The sequence below is a fragment of the Wolbachia endosymbiont (group A) of Andrena fulva genome (assembly GCF_964026815.1).
Classification (GTDB): domain Bacteria; phylum Pseudomonadota; class Alphaproteobacteria; order Rickettsiales; family Anaplasmataceae; genus Wolbachia; species Wolbachia pipientis.
Genome location: NZ_OZ034701.1, coordinates 899165 through 916385 on the forward strand (window position 1 = coordinate 899165; position 17221 = coordinate 916385).

19 protein-coding genes and 2 pseudogenes are annotated in these 17221 nt (G+C 34.9%); 11 read left to right on the forward strand and 10 right to left on the reverse strand.

The annotated features are described in order from the left end of the window. Nucleotides 1-6: 6 nt before the first annotated feature. Entirely contained in the window at nucleotides 7-195 is a 189-nt protein-coding gene (locus tag AAGD84_RS04470) for a hypothetical protein (protein ID WP_264723358.1), read from the forward strand. Nucleotides 196-433: 238 nt separating this feature from the next. Here AAGD84_RS04470 and AAGD84_RS04475 read toward each other — a convergent pair whose 3' ends face one another. The 4 genes from AAGD84_RS04475 to AAGD84_RS04490 all read right to left on the reverse strand — a co-directional run bounded on the left by AAGD84_RS04475 (nucleotide 434) and on the right by AAGD84_RS04490 (nucleotide 2044). Beyond that, nucleotides 434-580, reverse strand: a complete 147-nt coding sequence (locus AAGD84_RS04475; protein ID WP_080717648.1) for an IS3 family transposase — start codon at nucleotides 578-580, stop codon at nucleotides 434-436. Between the two features lie 59 nt (nucleotides 581-639). Beyond that, the gene (locus tag AAGD84_RS04480) at nucleotides 640-774 is read right to left on the reverse strand and encodes a hypothetical protein (protein ID WP_341817861.1); all 135 of its coding nucleotides are present in this window, start codon (nucleotides 772-774) and stop codon (nucleotides 640-642) included. After that, nucleotides 771-905 carry an IS3 family transposase gene (locus AAGD84_RS04485; RefSeq protein ID WP_007548354.1) on the reverse strand — a complete coding sequence of 45 codons (135 nt, stop codon included), beginning with the start codon at nucleotides 903-905 and terminating at the stop codon, nucleotides 771-773. The genes AAGD84_RS04480 and AAGD84_RS04485 overlap by 4 nt, the downstream gene beginning before the upstream one ends. Nucleotides 906-1114: 209 nt before the next feature. Then, nucleotides 1115-2044 carry an AEC family transporter gene (locus AAGD84_RS04490; RefSeq protein ID WP_213863126.1) on the reverse strand — a complete coding sequence of 310 codons (930 nt, stop codon included), beginning with the start codon at nucleotides 2042-2044 and terminating at the stop codon, nucleotides 1115-1117. Between the two features lie 463 nt (nucleotides 2045-2507). Between AAGD84_RS04490 and AAGD84_RS04495 the strand changes: the two genes are divergently transcribed. Next, nucleotides 2508-3671 carry a multidrug effflux MFS transporter gene (locus tag AAGD84_RS04495; RefSeq protein ID WP_010962461.1) on the forward strand — a complete coding sequence of 388 codons (1164 nt, stop codon included), beginning with the start codon at nucleotides 2508-2510 and terminating at the stop codon, nucleotides 3669-3671. A 27-nt stretch (nucleotides 3672-3698) separates the two neighbouring features. Here the strand turns inward: AAGD84_RS04495 and prfA are convergent, their stop codons facing one another. Then, entirely contained in the window at nucleotides 3699-4778 is a 1080-nt protein-coding gene (gene prfA, locus AAGD84_RS04500; RefSeq protein WP_007548640.1) for a peptide chain release factor 1, read from the reverse strand. 98 nt (nucleotides 4779-4876) lie between these two features. On the opposite strand from prfA, the gene yihA reads away from it, so the two are divergent. The 4 genes from yihA to AAGD84_RS04525 all read left to right on the forward strand — a co-directional run bounded on the left by yihA (nucleotide 4877) and on the right by AAGD84_RS04525 (nucleotide 7936). Continuing rightward, nucleotides 4877-5470: a ribosome biogenesis GTP-binding protein YihA/YsxC gene (gene yihA, locus AAGD84_RS04505; protein ID WP_151807719.1), complete on the forward strand. Its 594-nt coding sequence runs from the start codon at nucleotides 4877-4879 to the stop codon at nucleotides 5468-5470. Nucleotides 5471-5474: 4 nt separating this feature from the next. Next, on the forward strand, nucleotides 5475-6386 hold the full coding sequence (gene argB / locus AAGD84_RS04510; protein ID WP_264723356.1) for an acetylglutamate kinase: 912 nt from the start codon (nucleotides 5475-5477) through the stop codon (nucleotides 6384-6386). A gap of 392 nt (nucleotides 6387-6778) precedes the next feature. After that, on the forward strand, nucleotides 6779-7240 hold the full coding sequence (dut, locus tag AAGD84_RS04520) for a dUTP diphosphatase (RefSeq protein ID WP_006279458.1): 462 nt from the start codon (nucleotides 6779-6781) through the stop codon (nucleotides 7238-7240). 78 nt (nucleotides 7241-7318) lie between these two features. Further along, nucleotides 7319-7936 (forward strand): hypothetical protein, encoded by a 618-nt coding sequence (locus tag AAGD84_RS04525; RefSeq protein ID WP_341817862.1) that lies wholly within the window; start codon nucleotides 7319-7321, stop codon nucleotides 7934-7936. Nucleotides 7937-8325: 389 nt separating this feature from the next. Here the strand turns inward: AAGD84_RS04525 and AAGD84_RS04530 are convergent. Further along, nucleotides 8326-8532 (reverse strand): annotated as a pseudogene (locus AAGD84_RS04530) (transposase); the annotation flags it as partial. A 90-nt stretch (nucleotides 8533-8622) separates the two neighbouring features. On the opposite strand from AAGD84_RS04530, the gene AAGD84_RS04535 reads away from it, so the two are divergent. Further along, nucleotides 8623-9948, forward strand: coding sequence for an IS4 family transposase (locus AAGD84_RS04535; RefSeq protein ID WP_341817859.1), 1326 nt, complete (start codon nucleotides 8623-8625; stop codon nucleotides 9946-9948). An 80-nt stretch (nucleotides 9949-10028) separates the two neighbouring features. Beyond that, nucleotides 10029-10286 (forward strand): annotated as a pseudogene (locus tag AAGD84_RS04540) (IS256 family transposase); the annotation flags it as partial. A gap of 54 nt (nucleotides 10287-10340) precedes the next feature. Here the strand turns inward: AAGD84_RS04540 and recJ are convergent. Then, nucleotides 10341-12080: a single-stranded-DNA-specific exonuclease RecJ gene (gene recJ, locus AAGD84_RS04545; RefSeq protein WP_341817864.1), complete on the reverse strand. Its 1740-nt coding sequence runs from the start codon at nucleotides 12078-12080 to the stop codon at nucleotides 10341-10343. A 60-nt stretch (nucleotides 12081-12140) separates the two neighbouring features. Beyond that, entirely contained in the window at nucleotides 12141-12374 is a 234-nt protein-coding gene (locus tag AAGD84_RS04550) for a hypothetical protein (RefSeq protein WP_010962507.1), read from the reverse strand. Nucleotides 12375-12950: 576 nt separating this feature from the next. Here AAGD84_RS04550 and AAGD84_RS04555 point away from each other — a divergent pair. The 3 genes from AAGD84_RS04555 to AAGD84_RS04565 are packed head-to-tail and all read left to right on the forward strand — an operon-like array spanning nucleotide 12951 to nucleotide 13891. After that, a complete protein-coding gene (locus AAGD84_RS04555) occupies nucleotides 12951-13280 on the forward strand; it encodes a transposase (protein WP_007548762.1) in 330 nt (109 codons plus the stop codon). Continuing rightward, nucleotides 13264-13464 (forward strand): hypothetical protein, encoded by a 201-nt coding sequence (locus AAGD84_RS04560; protein ID WP_010082383.1) that lies wholly within the window; start codon nucleotides 13264-13266, stop codon nucleotides 13462-13464. Before AAGD84_RS04555 ends, AAGD84_RS04560 begins: the two co-directional genes overlap by 17 nt. A 19-nt stretch (nucleotides 13465-13483) precedes the next feature. Then, nucleotides 13484-13891, forward strand: a complete 408-nt coding sequence (locus AAGD84_RS04565; RefSeq protein ID WP_341814752.1) for a transposase — start codon at nucleotides 13484-13486, stop codon at nucleotides 13889-13891. 646 nt (nucleotides 13892-14537) lie between these two features. On the opposite strand, the gene AAGD84_RS04570 is transcribed toward AAGD84_RS04565, so the two are convergent. Together AAGD84_RS04570 and AAGD84_RS04575 are read right to left on the reverse strand one after the other, a co-directional pair. Continuing rightward, nucleotides 14538-15797 (reverse strand): cbb3-type cytochrome c oxidase subunit I, encoded by a 1260-nt coding sequence (locus tag AAGD84_RS04570; protein WP_264339574.1) that lies wholly within the window; start codon nucleotides 15795-15797, stop codon nucleotides 14538-14540. A gap of 34 nt (nucleotides 15798-15831) precedes the next feature. Next, nucleotides 15832-17127, reverse strand: coding sequence for a Na+/H+ antiporter NhaC family protein (locus AAGD84_RS04575; protein ID WP_341817865.1), 1296 nt, complete (start codon nucleotides 17125-17127; stop codon nucleotides 15832-15834). Nucleotides 17128-17221 lie beyond the last annotated feature (94 nt).

The window sequence follows — 17221 nt, forward strand, 5'->3', positions numbered from 1 at the left end:
ACGACTGTGAAAACTAATATTGATGAGCCGTGTGCGGGAAATCTGCAAGCACGGTTCTTTAGGGGGAGTTGTAGTAATAAAACTCAAACGAGAGGAGTAAAGCTACAGCTTCTACCGAACACCCTTGATCGCTATGTAACAGCAGATTTTTATCGGGTTTGCGTTTATCAACGGCCATCAATAAAGAATCTATAACTAATTATCATGTTACTCATTAACCACCATGCGTGAATATAGGTCAATTATTGCCGCCAACAACCTTCTTTAGTTTTTATGTAGGTAATCCCAAACTTTATTTGGCTGATCAGTAGTAAAATTTTGATCCAATGTGTTCGGAGCCACAACTCGGTTGCTTATTTGCTGTTTTTTATTTTTGAACCTTCGTCTAAGCTTGGTTTTAATGCCATTTTCTTGCATAACACTTTGTACTGTTTTAATTTTTGCCTAAAGCTTTTAATTCAGCGTGAATTTTAGGGGCTCCATATCTGCATTTAGAAGCTTGATGTATTTTTTGAATATCTGCTAGAAGCCCTTCTTTTGCTAATTCTTTACTGCTTTTTTCCTTAGCAACCCATACCACCAGTACAAAACCCTACATAGTTCCTGTGTTTTATAGCAATTTCTATATAAAAGAATACTTTACTCTTTTTCTTTGCCCAGGGCTTTTTTTAAAATGTCTCTTTCTCTTGTTAGTTCTTTTTTTAGATCAAATCTTTCTTTGTCATAAGGAGCCTTTGCCTGGAAATGCTTATGCTCCAGACATTTTTCCATCATATTTTCTTACTTAACATACTGCCATCTATACCTAGATCTTTTGCTATTTTTGTACTTGCTTGACCTGTTTCTTTAACCAGCTTAACAGCTTCTAATTTGAATTCTGCTGTATATTCTCTTCTATTTGTCATATTTTGAAAAAACGTTTTATTTTACTCCAAAAACGTTTTAACTTTCTCTCTACTTTTTCTGGGTAAGGTCAATTTACCGCCGCGGCGCTAACTAGTAGCGGGATTACGGGTTACCAAATTGTAGAAGTTGCTTTAGCTATAAATTCAAGTTTTATCAATGTCTTGTGTTGTTACCCAAATAATGGTTGTGCAAGCGCTTAATTTTTTGATCAAAAAGGAACAAGTTTAGTAAAAAATAATGATATTATTAGTGGAACATAAAACAGTCCCACTGCAGTACTGATTAGAAGCAACAGAGTAGCTTTATCTGGTTGATAATTCAAAATATTAGCAAGTATTATACTGGACCCAGAAACTGGAATAATAGCCAGCAACATCAGTGCTTTATATATGCTCTCATCGTATATACCTATAACATGCTTGTCTAAAAGGACAATTCCTAAAACAAACAGTGGCCAGAATACGTACTTTGCTGTAATAGTGATCAAAGCAAGCTTCCAATCTACTTTAAAGCTTGCAATATTCGCAATGCTCACTCCAAGTAGCACCATTCCTAATGTGACAAATGTACTTCTAATGTTCATCATAACATCTGTTAAAAAAGTAGGTATTTGTATATCGTATATACTTAAAAAGAAGCCCAGAACCATCGCATAAAGCGAAGGAAGTTTGAACAACTTTAATATGCATTCTTTTGCGGTATAAATACCATTTGCAGCTATGTAAAATCCTAAGCTGTTTTCAAATAGCGCCATTCCTATATAACAAACAACATATACAGATACTGAATCTTCATCAAATAAAGCCATGGCAATCGGCAGGCCAAAATAACCCATACTTGTGCTACCCGAGCTAAATGCTAATATGTTTCTCGTGTTATCCTTAAATAAAAAAGAAGAAAGATAATACACTGATAAGGACATAGTGCTACCTATAAACCATATCAAAATCGGCAGAGAAATTACTTTTAAATTAACTTCTGTATGAGAAACTCCATATAAAATCACTATTGGATTAGCTATATAAAAGAGTATTTGAGATATAGTGTTTCTATCAATTTTAAGACATTTTCCTGCTAAATAACCAATAAATATCGTAATATAAATAGGTAATATTTTTAGGAAAAGAGTAAAGAACATACTAGCCTATTGTGATACTTTTGACTGATAAAGTAATATTAGATCTTAAGGTATTGTAAAAGTAAACAAAATTTATTTTCCAATTTATCCAGCTCATAGTTAATTAAATTAGTGCCAAAATTTGTTTTTACATAGGACTTAAGAATGACATTTGTATGATAAAATTATGTTAAATTTCTGTAAAGCTTCTTGCATATTTTTGAATAATGACATATTTACTAAAAATTAAACTGCTTGTAGTAATTTAGACGGACTGTTGAAAAAGTAAGAGGAAATAAGTAAAGTTAGGACAGAGAGTAAGAGCTTTAACATAGTTGTCATATTTTTCTTTAATTAACCCTAGTGTCCAATTTATCCACCATTCCTTCACATGAGGTGTTTCTAACCATTTTAATAACAGTAAAAAATGTTTTCTTTCAACGCTTTAAATGTGATATTTTTATTCATTAATTAAAAATCTCAAATGTTACTACCATTTCTGTTAATCCTGTCTCTCATTGCCAAGTTCATTGAAATTGACATTTCCGTACCTAGTTTTCCTGATATGGTGCACTATTTTAACGTACCGGAAGGCATAATTCAATTAACTATTGCTTATAATTTCCTAGGCTTTTGCATAGGAGGGTTGTTTTTTGGTCCATTGTCTGAATGCTATGGCAGAAGGAGAATTATGATCATAGGTAACACTTTGTTATTAATCGGCGCTGTTGGTTGTGTTTTTGCACCGTCGATTTTTTGGCTTTTAATCTCTCGCTTTGTTCAGGGCATTGGTGTTAGCACATCTGTAGTTGTGTTTGCAATCGTTGCAGACAGCTACAAAGGCGACGAAGCGGTGAAATTTATTGGAATCATGAATTCTGTTCTTACAGTTGTCATGGCAATTGCGCCAGTGTTAGGCAGTTTCATCAATGAAATTGTAGGATGGCGTGGTAATTATGCAACTGTTGCAATACTTTGTTTGATCTCTTGGGTTTTGCTGCTTTTAGCGTTACCAGAAACAAAAAAGAACCGCGATATTTTCAGTTTGAAAAAAACGATGAAAGATTACAGAAAACTACTATCTAATCCGAGGTTTGTTACGTTGTCTTTGATGTCAAGCCTCTTTTCTGCTGCGTATATGTCATTCATTACTTGTGGACCTTTTCTGTATATGAAGACTTTTGGTTTATCTAGCACTATTTATGCACTACATCAAGGTGCAATAGTTGGGTGCTTCTCACTCATCAGTCTATTTGCTGGCAAAATCTTGCAGAAACTTGGAGCAATAAAGTGTGTAATTTCTGGTACGAGCGTGGGTGCTATTGGGTCTCTATTGCTTGTAATATTCAGTATAATTGTACCCCACTCTTTCTACTTAGTAACACTGTCTATGATTATTTTTTCTATCGGTTGTGCAATTTTCCAGCCAGTGATTTTTAATGCATCAATAAATGTTTTCCCTGAAATTAAAGGCACAGCTTCTTCTGCAGTCTCGTTCATTAGAGCTTTTATCATGGCTATTTTTATCGGCTTAACAAGCTACATTTACAATGGTCAAACAATTAGTGTAGCTGTTCTTGTTTTATCCGCGATAGTACTAGAACTTGTTTTTACTGTCTATCTATTGCGTTTAAAAGATCCTATGTAATTAATAAAGATATTCCATTATAGGCTGCTAACTTTCCCCGGCCAATCTTTCTGCTTCATTACGTGAGATTAGTGCCTCAATAAATTCATCTAGTTCACCTTCTTTTATGATCTGCTCTAGCCGATGTGAAGTTAGATTAATTCTGTGGTCTGTTATTCTTGATTGTGGAAAATTATATGTTCTTATGCGCTCGGAACGATCCCCAGAGCCAATCTGACTTTTCCTCATTGTTGACCTTTCCATTTCTTTTTTTTGTCTTTCAATTTCGTATAGCCTTGCCCTCAATACTTTGAGCGCTTTAGCTTTATTTTTGTGCTGCGATTTTTCATCTTGCTGTATCACAACTATCCCTGTTGGCAAGTGGGTGACCCTTACTGCGCTGTCAGTTGTATTCACTGATTGCCCTCCAGGACCACTGGATCTATAAACATCTATTCGTAAGTCTTTTTCTTCTATTTTAAAGTCAACTTCTTCTACTTCAGGTAATATCGCAACAGTAGCGGCAGAGGTATGCAACCTTCCTGAGGATTCAGTTTCTGGCACTCTCTGTACTCTGTGCACCCCTGATTCAAATTTCAACCTTGCAAAAACTTCTGTTCCATTAATGAGTGCAGAAGCTTCCTTATAGCCACCTATACCTGTATTAGAAATGCTTATTGGCTCGAACTTCCAATTTCTTCTTTCTGCATATTTTTGATACATACGAAATAACATTGCTGCAAATAATGCTGCTTCTTCTCCGCCTGTACCTGCTCTAATTTCTAATATTGCATTTCTTGAGTCATCTTCATCTTTGGGCAATAATGCTAACTTTAATTTTGCTTTTATTTTTGGTAATAATACCTTGTGCTTTTCGAAAAATTCTTCTTTTGCTAACTCTTTTATATCACCTTCGCTGTTTTCATCTTTCATTATTTCTTCTAAGTCTGAAATTTCCTCTTTCAGCGTGTTATATTCATCAATTATCTTGATTATTGGCCTGAGCTCAGAGTATTCCTTTGAAAGGGTAATGAATTCTTTTTGACTTAAATTGGTAGGATTTTCCAAATTCCTCTCTATATCATTAAATTTTTTCTTTAAGTCTTGTAAATTATTTTCCATATCCATATAGCACAGATCTAGCTAAGTAATATATACTGAAATAAAAAATTTCTTATATCAAGCAATAACACTATAATATACCTACTACCTTCTAGTTGAATATAATGGCAAAACAGATAACATCAAACTGCAATTTCATATTTGGAGCTTCGGACATAAAATCATTACCAAATGAGTCGGCTCCAGAGATTGCGTTTGCTGGTAGATCAAATGTAGGAAAATCCAGTCTGATTAACTTACTGATAAACAGCAAAAAAGCTGCCAGAGTTTCCTCTAAACCTGGATGCACTAGACAAATAAATTTTTACTCTATGTACAATGATAAGTTCAGGCTTGTTGACCTACCAGGGTATGGTTATTCTCATGCAGGTAAGGAGGAAATTATACAATATTTAAACTTAATTGAGTATTATCTAATTCAAAGAAGAAATCTAAGAAGAGTGTTTGTGTTGATAGATAGCAAGGTAGGATTAAAAGAAATAGACAAAGACTTCATTTATTGGTTAATATATAATAACATTAACTTTAACGTTGTGCTAACAAAAATAGATAAAGTAAGTCAAAAAAGCTTAGGTGCTGTTATAGAAGATATTCAAAGATGGATTAATAATGAGAATGTGTCAATTCATCAAATGAGCATCCGTGTTAAGCATAAAATAACCAAGGTAAGAGATGAGTTTTTCAAGTTTACAAGATAAAAAAATGAAGAGTAGTGAATTCTTAAAGGGTGAGGTATCATTTGAACAAAAAGCAGAAATATTATTTGAAGTGCTATCTAATATACCTAGCTTTGTAGGCGAGACTTTTGTCATTAAATGCGGTGGTACAATAATCTTAGATGAAACACTATTTAACACTTTTGTGCATAATGTTGTCTTGTTGAAGCAGCTTGGTATAAATCCGGTAATAATTCATGACGGAGAATATGAAATTAACTCGGTGTTAAAAGTGCTGGGTATGGACAGTAAATTTGTGAATGGTATCAGACTTACAGACAGAGACACTATGAAAATCATTGAAATGGCACTGTGTGGCTCAGTTAATAAAAAAATTGTTCAGCATATAAATTCTGCTGGTGGTTCAGCTATTGGATTATGTGGAAAAGATGGTCACTTAATTAAAGCCGAAAAAATAACCGCTACGCTTAGAGAAGATAGATCAAATAATATCGAAAAGATATTAGACATGGGGTTCATCGGTAGACCAACTGAAATCAATCCTGATATATTATTTTTTATTGAAGAATCAGATTTTATACCAGTTATTGCACCAATTGGTCATGGAAAAGATGGGGAAACATATCATATTGATGCCGATAGCACTGCAAGCGCAATCGCAATCGCAGTTTCTGCATCTAAAATGATAATCTTGAGTGACACAGATGAAGAAATAGATAAAATTGGTGGCAGGAAGATATCTGTTAAAAATTTAAATGCATCGATTGATTGTGGGAAAATTAAAGGGGAAAAATTTATTGAAAGGCTTATGGCATACGTTAAAATGGCGGAGGAATGTGCTGGAGTTGTTCACATAGTTGATGGTAGAATACCTAACATTATGCTTGATTTATTTACTGAGAGTAATTCAAGCATATCGATTGTGAGTGATTTATAGCTATACTGCTTGCAACTACACGAATACCAAGAGGGTGTCATTCAAGTAGCTGACACTGGAATGACAGCAATCTACGTCATACCGCGATTCATTCGCGGTATCTCTAGATCCCGCTAACAAGTAGCGGGATGACGGTTGTCAGGGTGTCATCCCAGTGCCCAGACACTGGGATCCAGAAGACTTAATTTCAACCAAGTGGCTGCATAATAAGGACTAGATTCCAGACTGGAATGACATCATAGAGGCACTGGGATGACAAAAAAAGGAGCACTGAACTTGTCAAGGAATTTTATGGCCTAGCGTCACGCGCTGGAATGACATCATTTACATTTATCACTTTTGCAGATACAATTTACATGCTATAATTGAGTCTTCATAGATGGTAAATTGGAGTGCAAAGAAGTAAAATTAAAGTAGAAATAAAAAGATTATCACACGGAGAAGACTTGTCTCTTCCATGTTATGCAACTACGCAGAGTGCTGGCATGGATCTTTATGCTGCATTGAATGATTCTGCTGTTTTAAATCCACTTGAAAGATTACTTGTTCCAACTGGAATTGTGATTGCAATACCAAACGGTTTTGAGGGGCAAATCCGCCCACGTTCTGGTCTTGCTGCAAAACATGGAATCACTGTCTTAAATTCTCCGGGCACTATAGACTCTGATTATCGAGGTGAAGTTAAAATTTGTCTAATTAATCTAAGTAATCAGCCATACGAAATAAAAAGAGGAGATAGAATCGCACAAATCCTTATTTCTCCTGTATCTCAGGTAATTTGGGATGACAGAGAAGAATTCTGCGCAGAAGAAACCGGTCGCAATGCAGGGGGCTTTGGCTCAAGCGGCAGGTAGCTTACGAAAAAGCTTGACTATGACAGTTCTTTTATACACAATTTAAGCATATTAATATTTTATTAAATGAAGTCGTTTATGCTAACTTTCAAAAATCATTGTGGCCAGCTCCACAAAGCAAACACTGTATTTGTTGCATTTACTGCTATATACGTTATAGGTGGATTAGCAATACTTTCAACACCGCTTTGGAGGCCTTCAACTTGCAAGCTAGCAGCTTTTGCAGCTACACCACTTGGAATGGGCGTTTTAGCATTTGTTGCTGCTGCGCTGACTTATTTAGCAATATATGCTATCAGCAAAAATAACGAAATATCTGAGTTGAAAGCTCTGAAGGTTATTAACGATGGGTTGCTAGTAACAGAAGACGCATTTAGGGAAATTGCAAGGAATAACCAAGTTAAAGATGAAGAAGGTAAGGTAGAAAAGGATAAATATTATATAGACTTCAGCTTAGAAGGCAAGAACTACCGTATTATTGTTGATATTAATCAGTTTACCAATAAGCTAGGCAATACTTCACTCTTCGAGATAGATTCACTAGAAGTGAAAAACAAAGAAGGTAAGTTCGAGACAGTAGATAAAACAGAATGGAATAAAACATTAGGTTTAGAAAAAGAGGGTGCTAAAGAGGTTAACACTTATTTAGGCTCGCTTATTGTTGAACAAGTTGCTTCTCAACAACAGACAGTATAGCCAAGTGAAATAAAAGAGGTAGATTAAGTCTGCCTCTTTGTTTTTTTTGATTTTTAGTGTTACGCGCATAACTGCATGGATGTTGCGATTCTCAAGGCAACGTATCTGTTTAGATGCATGGCTAATGCTGAAACAAAAATTCCAGTGTTCCCTTTCTTGTCATCCCAGTGCTTGACACATAACTGTACAAACATTCATTTTTGAAGGTAAATTGCACAACAGATAATGTCATTCCAGTGCTCCCTTTCTTGTCATCCAAGTAGCTGACACTGGGATCTGGTAGACAATGTTCATACAGCAGCTACTCGGATGACACCTTGTGCTTGCTGGCTATAATTGCTAAGGATTTTTATTTAATTTATAGCATTTCTCATAATAGTCCGAACAGGTCATAGGAAGGCAGAATCAACAGCACGACGAAAGGATTCGAATAGAGGAATGTTTTTCCTGGCTCTGTTTTTTATAGCAAACCAATGATGCTCAATTTTGTTGAAATCTGGAGAATAAGGCGGCAGATACAAAATTTCTGCACCAACCCCTTTAGCAAGCTCGATAATCTTATCAGACTTATGAAAAGTAGCATTGTCAAGAATGACCATACGCGTCAAGTTAAGGAAATAAAGGTATGAAAGAGATAGAATAATAAGGTATAAGTTCTCCCAGATATACTTTTAGTGAGAGAACCAATGAATAAAATAACTTGCTTATCAAAAAAGCTCAAAGAATTTTTTAATGAAAAAGCAGAGAAAATCTCAATTACAACAAGGTTTATAAAAAGAAAGAGAAAGCTAAAAGGTTCATCATTCGTAAAAGCCATGGTCTTGGGTAATATAGGAGTTGATAATTGTAGCGTAGAAACAATGTGTCAATTACTAAACGAGGACTCGATAGATATAACAAAACAAGGTTTGGATTTTAGATTTACTGAAGAAGCAGTGGAATTTATGAAAAGGATGTATAATGAATCTGTGGTTCTCTTTAAAAATATCTTGCAAGTTGATTGCAAAATCTTACAGCAATTTAATAGTGTTAAATTATTGGACAGTAGCTATATTACTCTACCTAACAGTATGGAAGAGATGTATAAAGGTTATGGTACTAGCTACAGTGGCTATGAAAGCAATACTAAGTCTGGAATAAAGTTACAATTAGTTTTCGATTACATGAATCAGATAATAGACCAACTTAATTTAACGGAGGGAATAAGATCAGACCAGGGATATAGGAAACATTTAAGTAATATATCAAGCAATGATTTGCTAATATCTGATCTCGGTTATTTTGTGCCAAGTTCTTTTAAACAAATCAATGAAATAGGAGCTTATTTCATAAGTCGTTATAAATCCGATACCAACGTATATGATGTAGAAACAAATCAAAAAATGGAGTTATTAGAATGTTTAGAGGATAAGTTATTTTTAGAAAACGAGGTATTGTTAGGAAAAGAAGCAAAAATTAGAGTAAGAATTATATGTCAGAAACTAACTGAAGAACAGTCTATAGCCAGAAGAAGGAAAGCTAATAGATTAGCAAGATCGCAGGGATATACATCCTCTAAAAGAAATCAAAAATTGTTGAACTGGTCAATATTTATAACTAATGTTCCAGAAAATAAAATTAGTGCTGAGCAAGTATTAACGATTTACAGAGTAAGGTGGCAAATTGAGTTATTATTTAAATTGTATAAAAGCCATATCAGACTTGATAAGCTAAAAGGAAAGCCATGCAGAGTATTATGTGAACTATATGCTAAATTGTGCGCAATTCTTATATTTCACGGCATAGTTGGTTGCACAGAAGTGAAAAAGAATACAGAACTTAGCTTAACAAAGGCATTTATTGAGCTAAAAAGACGGGTTAGAGAGTTATTTTTAGTATTAACCAAGATTAATAGTTTAAAAGTATTTCTTAAAAAACTCACTATAACTTGGTCGCGATTTTCATTAAAAGACAAACGTAGAAGGGCTAGAGTATCCACTTTAACCTCTCTAAATTTGCTCACAATCTCTTAACTTGACGCGTATGGTTCAAAAAAGTGTGTCAAACCAAAAAAAAAGTAATAAATTGATATAAAAAAAATGGAGGTTTGACAATGAGTCAGAAAGTAGTAAACAGAACTACCGGTTTGGTAGATTACAAAGAACTGGAAGCAAATATACTGTCATCAATAAGGGAAGGCAGACCATTAACAGGAAGGGATGGAGCATTTACACCATTTATAAAAAAGCTGCTGGAGGCAAGTTTGGAAGGTGAAATAGAAAATCACTTATTAGCTGAAAGTGAAGAGAATAATCGAAGAAATGGGAGAAATGGAAAGACTTTACGGACAAGTGCACACTCACTTCTTCTTGATTTTTTGGTTTATCTTGTCTACCTATTTTGTCACTCTGCTGAACAGATACACTCAACTGATGGTTAATACATCTTCTATCAAAAATTGTACAAATTCATTGCCATTCCAGTAATTCACAGAGATTTTACCCAAAACGGCTTTAACATTACCCTGCATGATAGCAGAGCCAAGGTGAGTATTTGCAGAGCGAAATGCAATAGCTCTCACCATAACATTATCATCAGCGATGAAACATTTTATATGGTCAACTCCTATAACTTCAGGCTTTCTTATCTTTGCTCCTTGGATAATAAACCTTGGTTCAGGATTCCCAACTCCAAATGGTCCCAAGCGTTGCAATTGATTCCATAAAGACAAATTTATTGCTTTAGCAGTTACTATACTATCAGCTTTTAAAGTTTTCTCATTTATAGAATTTGAAAATCTTTCAGTAAAAAAATCATGCAAATCATTTATTTTGTCTTCTTTAATTGAAAATCCTGCCGCCATACTATGGCCACCACCTTCAATAATCAAATTTATAAACTTTGCGGAAAGGACTGCAGCACCGATATCAACTCCCAAAATTGATCTACAGCTTGCTTTTCCTATTCCATTATTCAAAGATATCACTACTGTTGGCAAGTGAAACTGCTCCTTTAGCCTTGATGCAATTATACCAATTATTCCCTGGTGCCAGTTGCCGCTTATCATTATAAAATTCGCACCTGATTGGGTAGACTCTTCCGCTTGTGCTGTAGCTTCCAAGAGAGCCTCATTTTCTAACACTTTTCTTGCATTATTCAAATCTATTAATTTTAGCGCGATTGAATGTGCCTCTTCTTCATCATCGGTGGAAAGCAACCTTGCACCGAGCGATGCTTCTCCAATTCTTCCTCCAGCATTTATGCACGGTCCAATGCTAAACCCCAACCGCGAAACACTTGGTTTTTCAAGGATTCCCAAAGCATCAAATAAAACACGCAAGCCAACGTTTTTTCTTGTTGACATAACTTTTAATCCTTGTGAGACAAGTGCTCTATTGAGGCCTGTGATCTGCATAACATCACAGACAGTTCCCAGGGCAACCAAATCCAACAGATCAAATAAATCTGGTTCTTTTTTGTTGGTAAAAAATCCTTGCTCACGTAGGCTTTTATTAAGAGCAACAATTAGCAGAAATGACACTCCAACTGCTGCTAGGTTATTATAAGGAGAGCTCTCATCAAGGCGGTTTGGATTCACAACTGCTACGGCGCTTGGTAATTTTTCCGTACCAAGGTGATGGTCAACAACTATAATATCAAGACCAAAAGCCTTTGCATCTTCTATTGGTTGATATGCAAGCGTACCACAATCAACGGAAATACATAAATCAATTCCATTCTTTTTAAGTTGTAATAAAGCATCTGTGTTTAATCCATAACCCTCATCAACACGATCTGGAATGTAGATTATAGAGTGTATATCGATTGCTCTCAGGTACCTGTTAATCAATGCTGACGACGTTGCACCATCAACATCATAGTCACCAAATATTGCAAGGTTTTCATCATTTTTTATTGCCCGTATTATACGAGAAACAGCTTTATCCATATCAAGAAGGTGAAAGGGATCTGGTAATAGCGATCTGATTAGTGGATATAAGAAGTCGCTTGCATTTTCTATGTTAACACCACGAGTAACCAATATTCTTGCTAATATTTCTGGTAACTCAAATCTCTGTGTAAGAGTTAAGATTTGCCTTTGATCTGCTTCTTGCAACTTCCACAATGCATTTGTTATGCTGCGCTTTTCAATTTCAAGTAGCATATTCTTTCTTTGTAAATAAAACTACTTTACCAGAATTTTTAAGCTTGTTCTATAATTGTATTAGACTTCTGCATAACCTAAACTAAGTAGAAAAAAGGTATCATCTAAGTAGCTGACACTGGTCTCCATCCAAGAGGGCAGTAGCCCCTTCGGTGTCATTCCAGCGCGTGACCAGGTCTTTTTAGCTATCATAGGATGACAGAAGCAGACACTCCACTTTGTCGTTCCAGTGCCTCCTTTTTTTGTCATTCCAGTGCCTTGACTATTTGGATCCAGGAAAAAGAATGGTGTCATCCAAGTAGCCTCCCTCTCCTGTCATCCCAGTGCTCCTTTTTTTGTCATCCGAGTAGCTGACACTGGGATGGCTTTGTTGCATCGCTAGCTATGATGGATTAAAGATAAAAAAGATAGGGAATATCAGTAGCTTATTATTCTGGTATTTATAACAAGAACGGTCAATGAATACCTAAATTTGAGTAAAAGAAATTTCACTACCATTTACCAATCCGGCTAAAATTCAAGAATTTCAATGCTTTAGCTATTTTCAATAGAATTAAATTTATTAATATAAATAACAAATTACTATTCTTAAATTTGATCAGATTGATTGCAAAAAAACAAGATTTTCAATAGGTTGCTTATAATCCTAACTATAGTTAGCCTTTCATAAGTAGCGATGCAACAAAGCCCACTGGGATCCAGGAATTTTATTAAGTTGGTAAGCATAAAAGTGTTATGTAAAATACAACGTTCTTGATGGGATTGCGTGAAATGCTGGATCCCAGTGGGCTTTGTTGCATAGCAGCAGAAAAATTAGTGATTACTGACAAAATTCATTATAAATAGCGATTTAACTGTTGAAGAAAAAATATGCCACAAAAAATGAGGGTCAGTAACCATAGCGAATATAACAAATTTCTAGAAAAAAGAGGAAATATTTTTCATTATATCAACGAAGCCATAGAAAAGTGGTACGAGAATGGTCCAAAAATACCAGGTGGCAACAATATTTATAGCGATAAAGTTGTAATTTTGGTGCACATAATAACTTGTTTATTTAGAATAGGCCTGAGGCAAACAGTTGGGTTTATAGCAGGATACCTTGAGCAAATTGGGAAAAATTTGCAAGTTATCAGCTATTCACAATCATCAAGAAGGTTTAAGAAACTCAATATTAAGATCAATGATTGCAGAAAATAATATGGAAGATATCGAAATTGCTATAGACAGTACAGGAATTAGTATATACAACAACACTCCTGGTCATAGCAAAGAAAATAGCGAAGATAGAAAGTATCGCAGCTATGAACAGACAAGAAAATTGCATGTAATGTTGAATACAAACAGCAAAAAAGCCATAGCTGTAAAATACAGTAACGGCTGATCACTATGGAGTTTGTGATTTGCTAAAAGAAGTCGATTTTCAGTATGTCATAAAAGTACTATATGCAGATAGGGCATATGACAGAGAAAAGCTCTATAAGCTGTGTAATCAATATGGTATAAAAACGAAAATTCCTCCGAAAAACAACGCAGCAGAGCATCCAAAGTTAGACTATATGGCTGAGAGAAATTCTGCAGTCAAGCTCATAAAGTCATATGATGAAGATGGTATAAAGAAGTGGAAAAAAGAGATGAGTTATGGAAAAAGATCTTATATAGAAGGTTTTTTCTCGCGATTAAAAAAGACATTTGGATTTAGTTTTAAGAACAAATCTGAAATGAATCGTGAGAGGGAACTGCTACTCAAATGTTATTTGCTTAACAAATTTACTGAAATAGGCATGGCTAAATTTGAGATAGCTTCATAAATTTATTGTGCGTTACCTACTATCCGAAGAGCGATGCAACAAAGCCATCCCAGTGTCTGGGCACTGGGATGACAAAGGAGGACAGTGTCAGCTACTCGGATGACAAAAAAAGGAGCACTGGGATGACATCATCCTTTTTTTGGGGTTCCAGCGTCACGCGCTACCTTCCGTATAAATATTAAAAAATTTACCAAATGAAAAAAAAGGCAAAAGAAGCCCCGTGGTTGGCTAATTACTTACATTATACTTTCAAGTATGGCGTTTTTTTATTCTAAACGCTTAATAACCGCGATTTAGTTGCTTTTAAGCCGCAACTAATCTAAATTATAAACATTAAGAAATTTACTAAACAGAAAAAAAGGCAAAAGAAACCCTAGGGTAGCTAGTTATTCACTATCCATTTTTTAAATCGGCGTTTTTTGATGTTTTAAATGCTTTATAAGCGCATTTCAGCTTATATTAGGTAAAAACCTAGAAATTTTATAAAGACATAAGGTGCACATAGTGCAAAAAATTAAACATGGGACGCCAGATACGTGAGTTTTTTTGTCATTTAATCTGTACAGAGAAGATAAATAAATAGCTTCAGTTTCATGATAAGGGCGCTGGGGGAATTTGTCAAGGAAGTTTTTTTTGTTTCTATGGGTCAGTTGGTACGCGCTTTGCCTTTTAACAGATGTAAAAGCACAATTATTACGAACAACATTCCACCAACAACTGATATAGCGCCACCTATAATGAAGCACGTGCGTGCTAACATTGATGAAATACTTGGCAGATCTGCAACCTTCCTTAAAGCACCATACCCACCAAGCCAAACAAGGCCAGTAATATGGAGAAAATGCCCTACACTGTAGGCATAAATCTGTAATCTTACCATGGAGTTTTTTACCTCTTTAAAGTTTAATTTTGGTAACAGCCAATAAATGAAATTCATAAAAGCTATAGTGATCCCAACTACAGAACCATGGTAATGAGCGGGAATCGTGACATTACCTTCAATAGTCAACACTCCGAGCACATCTCCATAAGTGAACAACAAAAATGAATGTAATAAATAGTTGCTTTTATCATTAATAAAAGTTCTGATGTTGTAGCACACTAATATTATCAAAAAGCACGGCAAAACTGCTCCAGCAATCCTCATATGCCAAGTAAAAAACTGTATTAACTTGGCACTATCAACTGGATAAACAAAATATACAAACGGTGCGCCTACAGCTAAAATCGTGTTTATAAATAGTGGTAAAATAGTAATTTTATTGCTTGAAGCTAGACTAATATCATTGGAACTTAGCATTATTAAATAGACTAAAAACATTCCTTGAGTAAAAGCAAACTGCAATAAATGTCCGCCTCCCCAAAAGAGATATTCGTAAAATAAATTATTATCTGAGTGATATAGACCTGGAGGCATATTATTGTATGCTAAAACAAAGCAAAGAAATGACGATACAAGTATAATAACTAGCCCAATTTGCCCAACAGAGAGAAATGAAACCTCTTTTTTTGATGTGTATGCTAGCATTGTATTTACTAATATACTGGCAATAAATAAACTGAGTCCAAACAAAAATAATTTGTTTTGTAACACGGGAATATAATTACTTTTGATAACTTCAGTGTTTGGAACGAATGCGGATATAAACATGAGCAGCATCGAAAGGGTTGATAGAACCCATGAAAAGTTAAACCAACTATTGGTATTTTGTAGGTTTATGATAAAGAGCAGAGATATTATAGAGCACATCCACACTAAAATTGACAAGTTCACGTGTATTACCAGCGCATTATCAAAAATATATTGTGCAGAAGGAACAAGAGAGGAGATAAAAGGCAATCGTAGAAAAATAACAATTATTGACAGTAACCCAGAGCAAGCAAGAGCACATACTGCCAAGAACATCCATTTTCTACAGAGCGGAGCGTTGTCTTGTATATTAAGCACAATCTTTTTTCTCAATTTTGTTCAATACAATATATAACACTGCAATAATATCTAAAACATAGCAATAGTATACGTGTGGCACGACTGCCAAAGGTGAAACTCCAGCAATAGTGCTAGCCAAAAGCAATTGAGCGCCATACGGTATTAATCCTTGAAATACACAAGAAAATATGCCTAGCCATGCTGCACTATAGTGAGGCGGTATTTCATATTTCTTAGCAATATCTCTAGCAATTTCACCACTAAAAATTATAGCGATGGTGTTATTTGCAAGTAAAATATCAAATATGCTGACTATTTTTGCAATAAATAATTGCGCAGTTTTTTGTCCACCACGTTGTATCATAACCCAAGATGAAAGTTTATCTGCAAACTCCTTAGAATTTTTACCTACCAGTCCTGAAAGCCCGACAACCATCAATGACAGTAGCATAATTTCATGCATACTCATAAACCCCTTAGTGATGTTTTGGCTTAAAAACAATAAACCATAATTGTTGTTATTTATAAATCCAATGATTCCAGCAAAAGTTATGCTTAAAACCAATGCCGTAAATACATTTATTCCAAAGTTTGCAAGCAATATAAGTATTATGTAAGGAGTCACAAGCAATAAAGAATACTCCTTAACTGAAATAGCAGCACTATTGCTTGAGCTATAAAATAATATAATTATTGTGAATATAGAAGCAATTAGTGCCACTTTTGCATTCAGTTTTAATTTTTTCTTTATATCAGCCTTTTGAGACATCACAGATGCAATTGTAGTATCAGAGATAATAGATAAATTATCACCAAACATTGCTCCTCCTACAACGGTTGCCACTCCTAAGGAAGGAGAAATCCCAGCTTGTGTCAGTTCAACTGCAATAGGAGCAATTGTTGCAATGGTGCCCATTGATGTACCAATAGCAGTGGAGATGAAAGCTGCTACAAAAAATAATCCTATGAGTAAAAATTGTGTTGGTATAAATGAAAGAGCCAAATTAACTGTAGCATCAGCACTACCGATTGCTTTAGTTACTTCACTGAATGCACCTGCAAGTAAAAAAATGATGCACATAGTGATAATATTACGATCTCTTACCCCATCTAGAAAGGCATACATTTTTTCTTCAGTATTGCCCTTGTATAAAACCCAACCCAGAGCTATGGCAGGAACAATGGCTACCAGTGGAGATAACTGATAAAAAGCATTTGACACGCCAAGAATAGTAAAATATATACCACTTCCTACAAAAAGAAATGGGAACAGTAAAATAGGCAAAAAATTTGTAAGATAAAACATACCTCTACTCCAGCTCTGATAAACGCAAATCAACTATGATATGATTTATATTATTATAAACCACAGTTAGCACCTTGACCAAGGTTTTTCTAGA

Excerpts from the sequence above, each read along its gene's own strand:
- AAGD84_RS04555 (WP_007548762.1), top strand. The coding sequence starts at position 12,951 with ATGCCACAAAAAATGAGGGTCAGTAACCATAGCGAATATAACAAATTT.
- AAGD84_RS04560 (WP_010082383.1), top strand. The coding sequence starts at position 13,264 with ATGATTGCAGAAAATAATATGGAAGATATCGAAATTGCTATAGACAGT.
- AAGD84_RS04485 (WP_007548354.1), bottom strand. The coding sequence starts at position 905 with ATGACAAATAGAAGAGAATATACAGCAGAATTCAAATTAGAAGCTGTT.
- AAGD84_RS04490 (WP_213863126.1), bottom strand. The coding sequence starts at position 2,044 with ATGTTCTTTACTCTTTTCCTAAAAATATTACCTATTTATATTACGATA.
- AAGD84_RS04495 (WP_010962461.1), top strand. The coding sequence starts at position 2,508 with ATGTTACTACCATTTCTGTTAATCCTGTCTCTCATTGCCAAGTTCATT.
- AAGD84_RS04575 (WP_341817865.1), bottom strand. The coding sequence starts at position 17,127 with ATGTTTTATCTTACAAATTTTTTGCCTATTTTACTGTTCCCATTTCTT.
- AAGD84_RS04570 (WP_264339574.1), bottom strand. The coding sequence starts at position 15,797 with ATGTTCTTGGCAGTATGTGCTCTTGCTTGCTCTGGGTTACTGTCAATA.
- yihA (WP_151807719.1), top strand. The coding sequence starts at position 4,877 with ATGGCAAAACAGATAACATCAAACTGCAATTTCATATTTGGAGCTTCG.
- argB (WP_264723356.1), top strand. The coding sequence starts at position 5,475 with ATGAAGAGTAGTGAATTCTTAAAGGGTGAGGTATCATTTGAACAAAAA.
- prfA (WP_007548640.1), bottom strand. The coding sequence starts at position 4,778 with ATGGATATGGAAAATAATTTACAAGACTTAAAGAAAAAATTTAATGAT.
- AAGD84_RS04550 (WP_010962507.1), bottom strand. The coding sequence starts at position 12,374 with ATGACACCATTCTTTTTCCTGGATCCAAATAGTCAAGGCACTGGAATG.
- AAGD84_RS04480 (WP_341817861.1), bottom strand. The coding sequence starts at position 774 with ATGATGGAAAAATGTCTGGAGCATAAGCATTTCCAGGCAAAGGCTCCT.
- recJ (WP_341817864.1), bottom strand. The coding sequence starts at position 12,080 with ATGCTACTTGAAATTGAAAAGCGCAGCATAACAAATGCATTGTGGAAG.
- AAGD84_RS04525 (WP_341817862.1), top strand. The coding sequence starts at position 7,319 with ATGCTAACTTTCAAAAATCATTGTGGCCAGCTCCACAAAGCAAACACT.
- AAGD84_RS04535 (WP_341817859.1), top strand. The coding sequence starts at position 8,623 with ATGAATAAAATAACTTGCTTATCAAAAAAGCTCAAAGAATTTTTTAAT.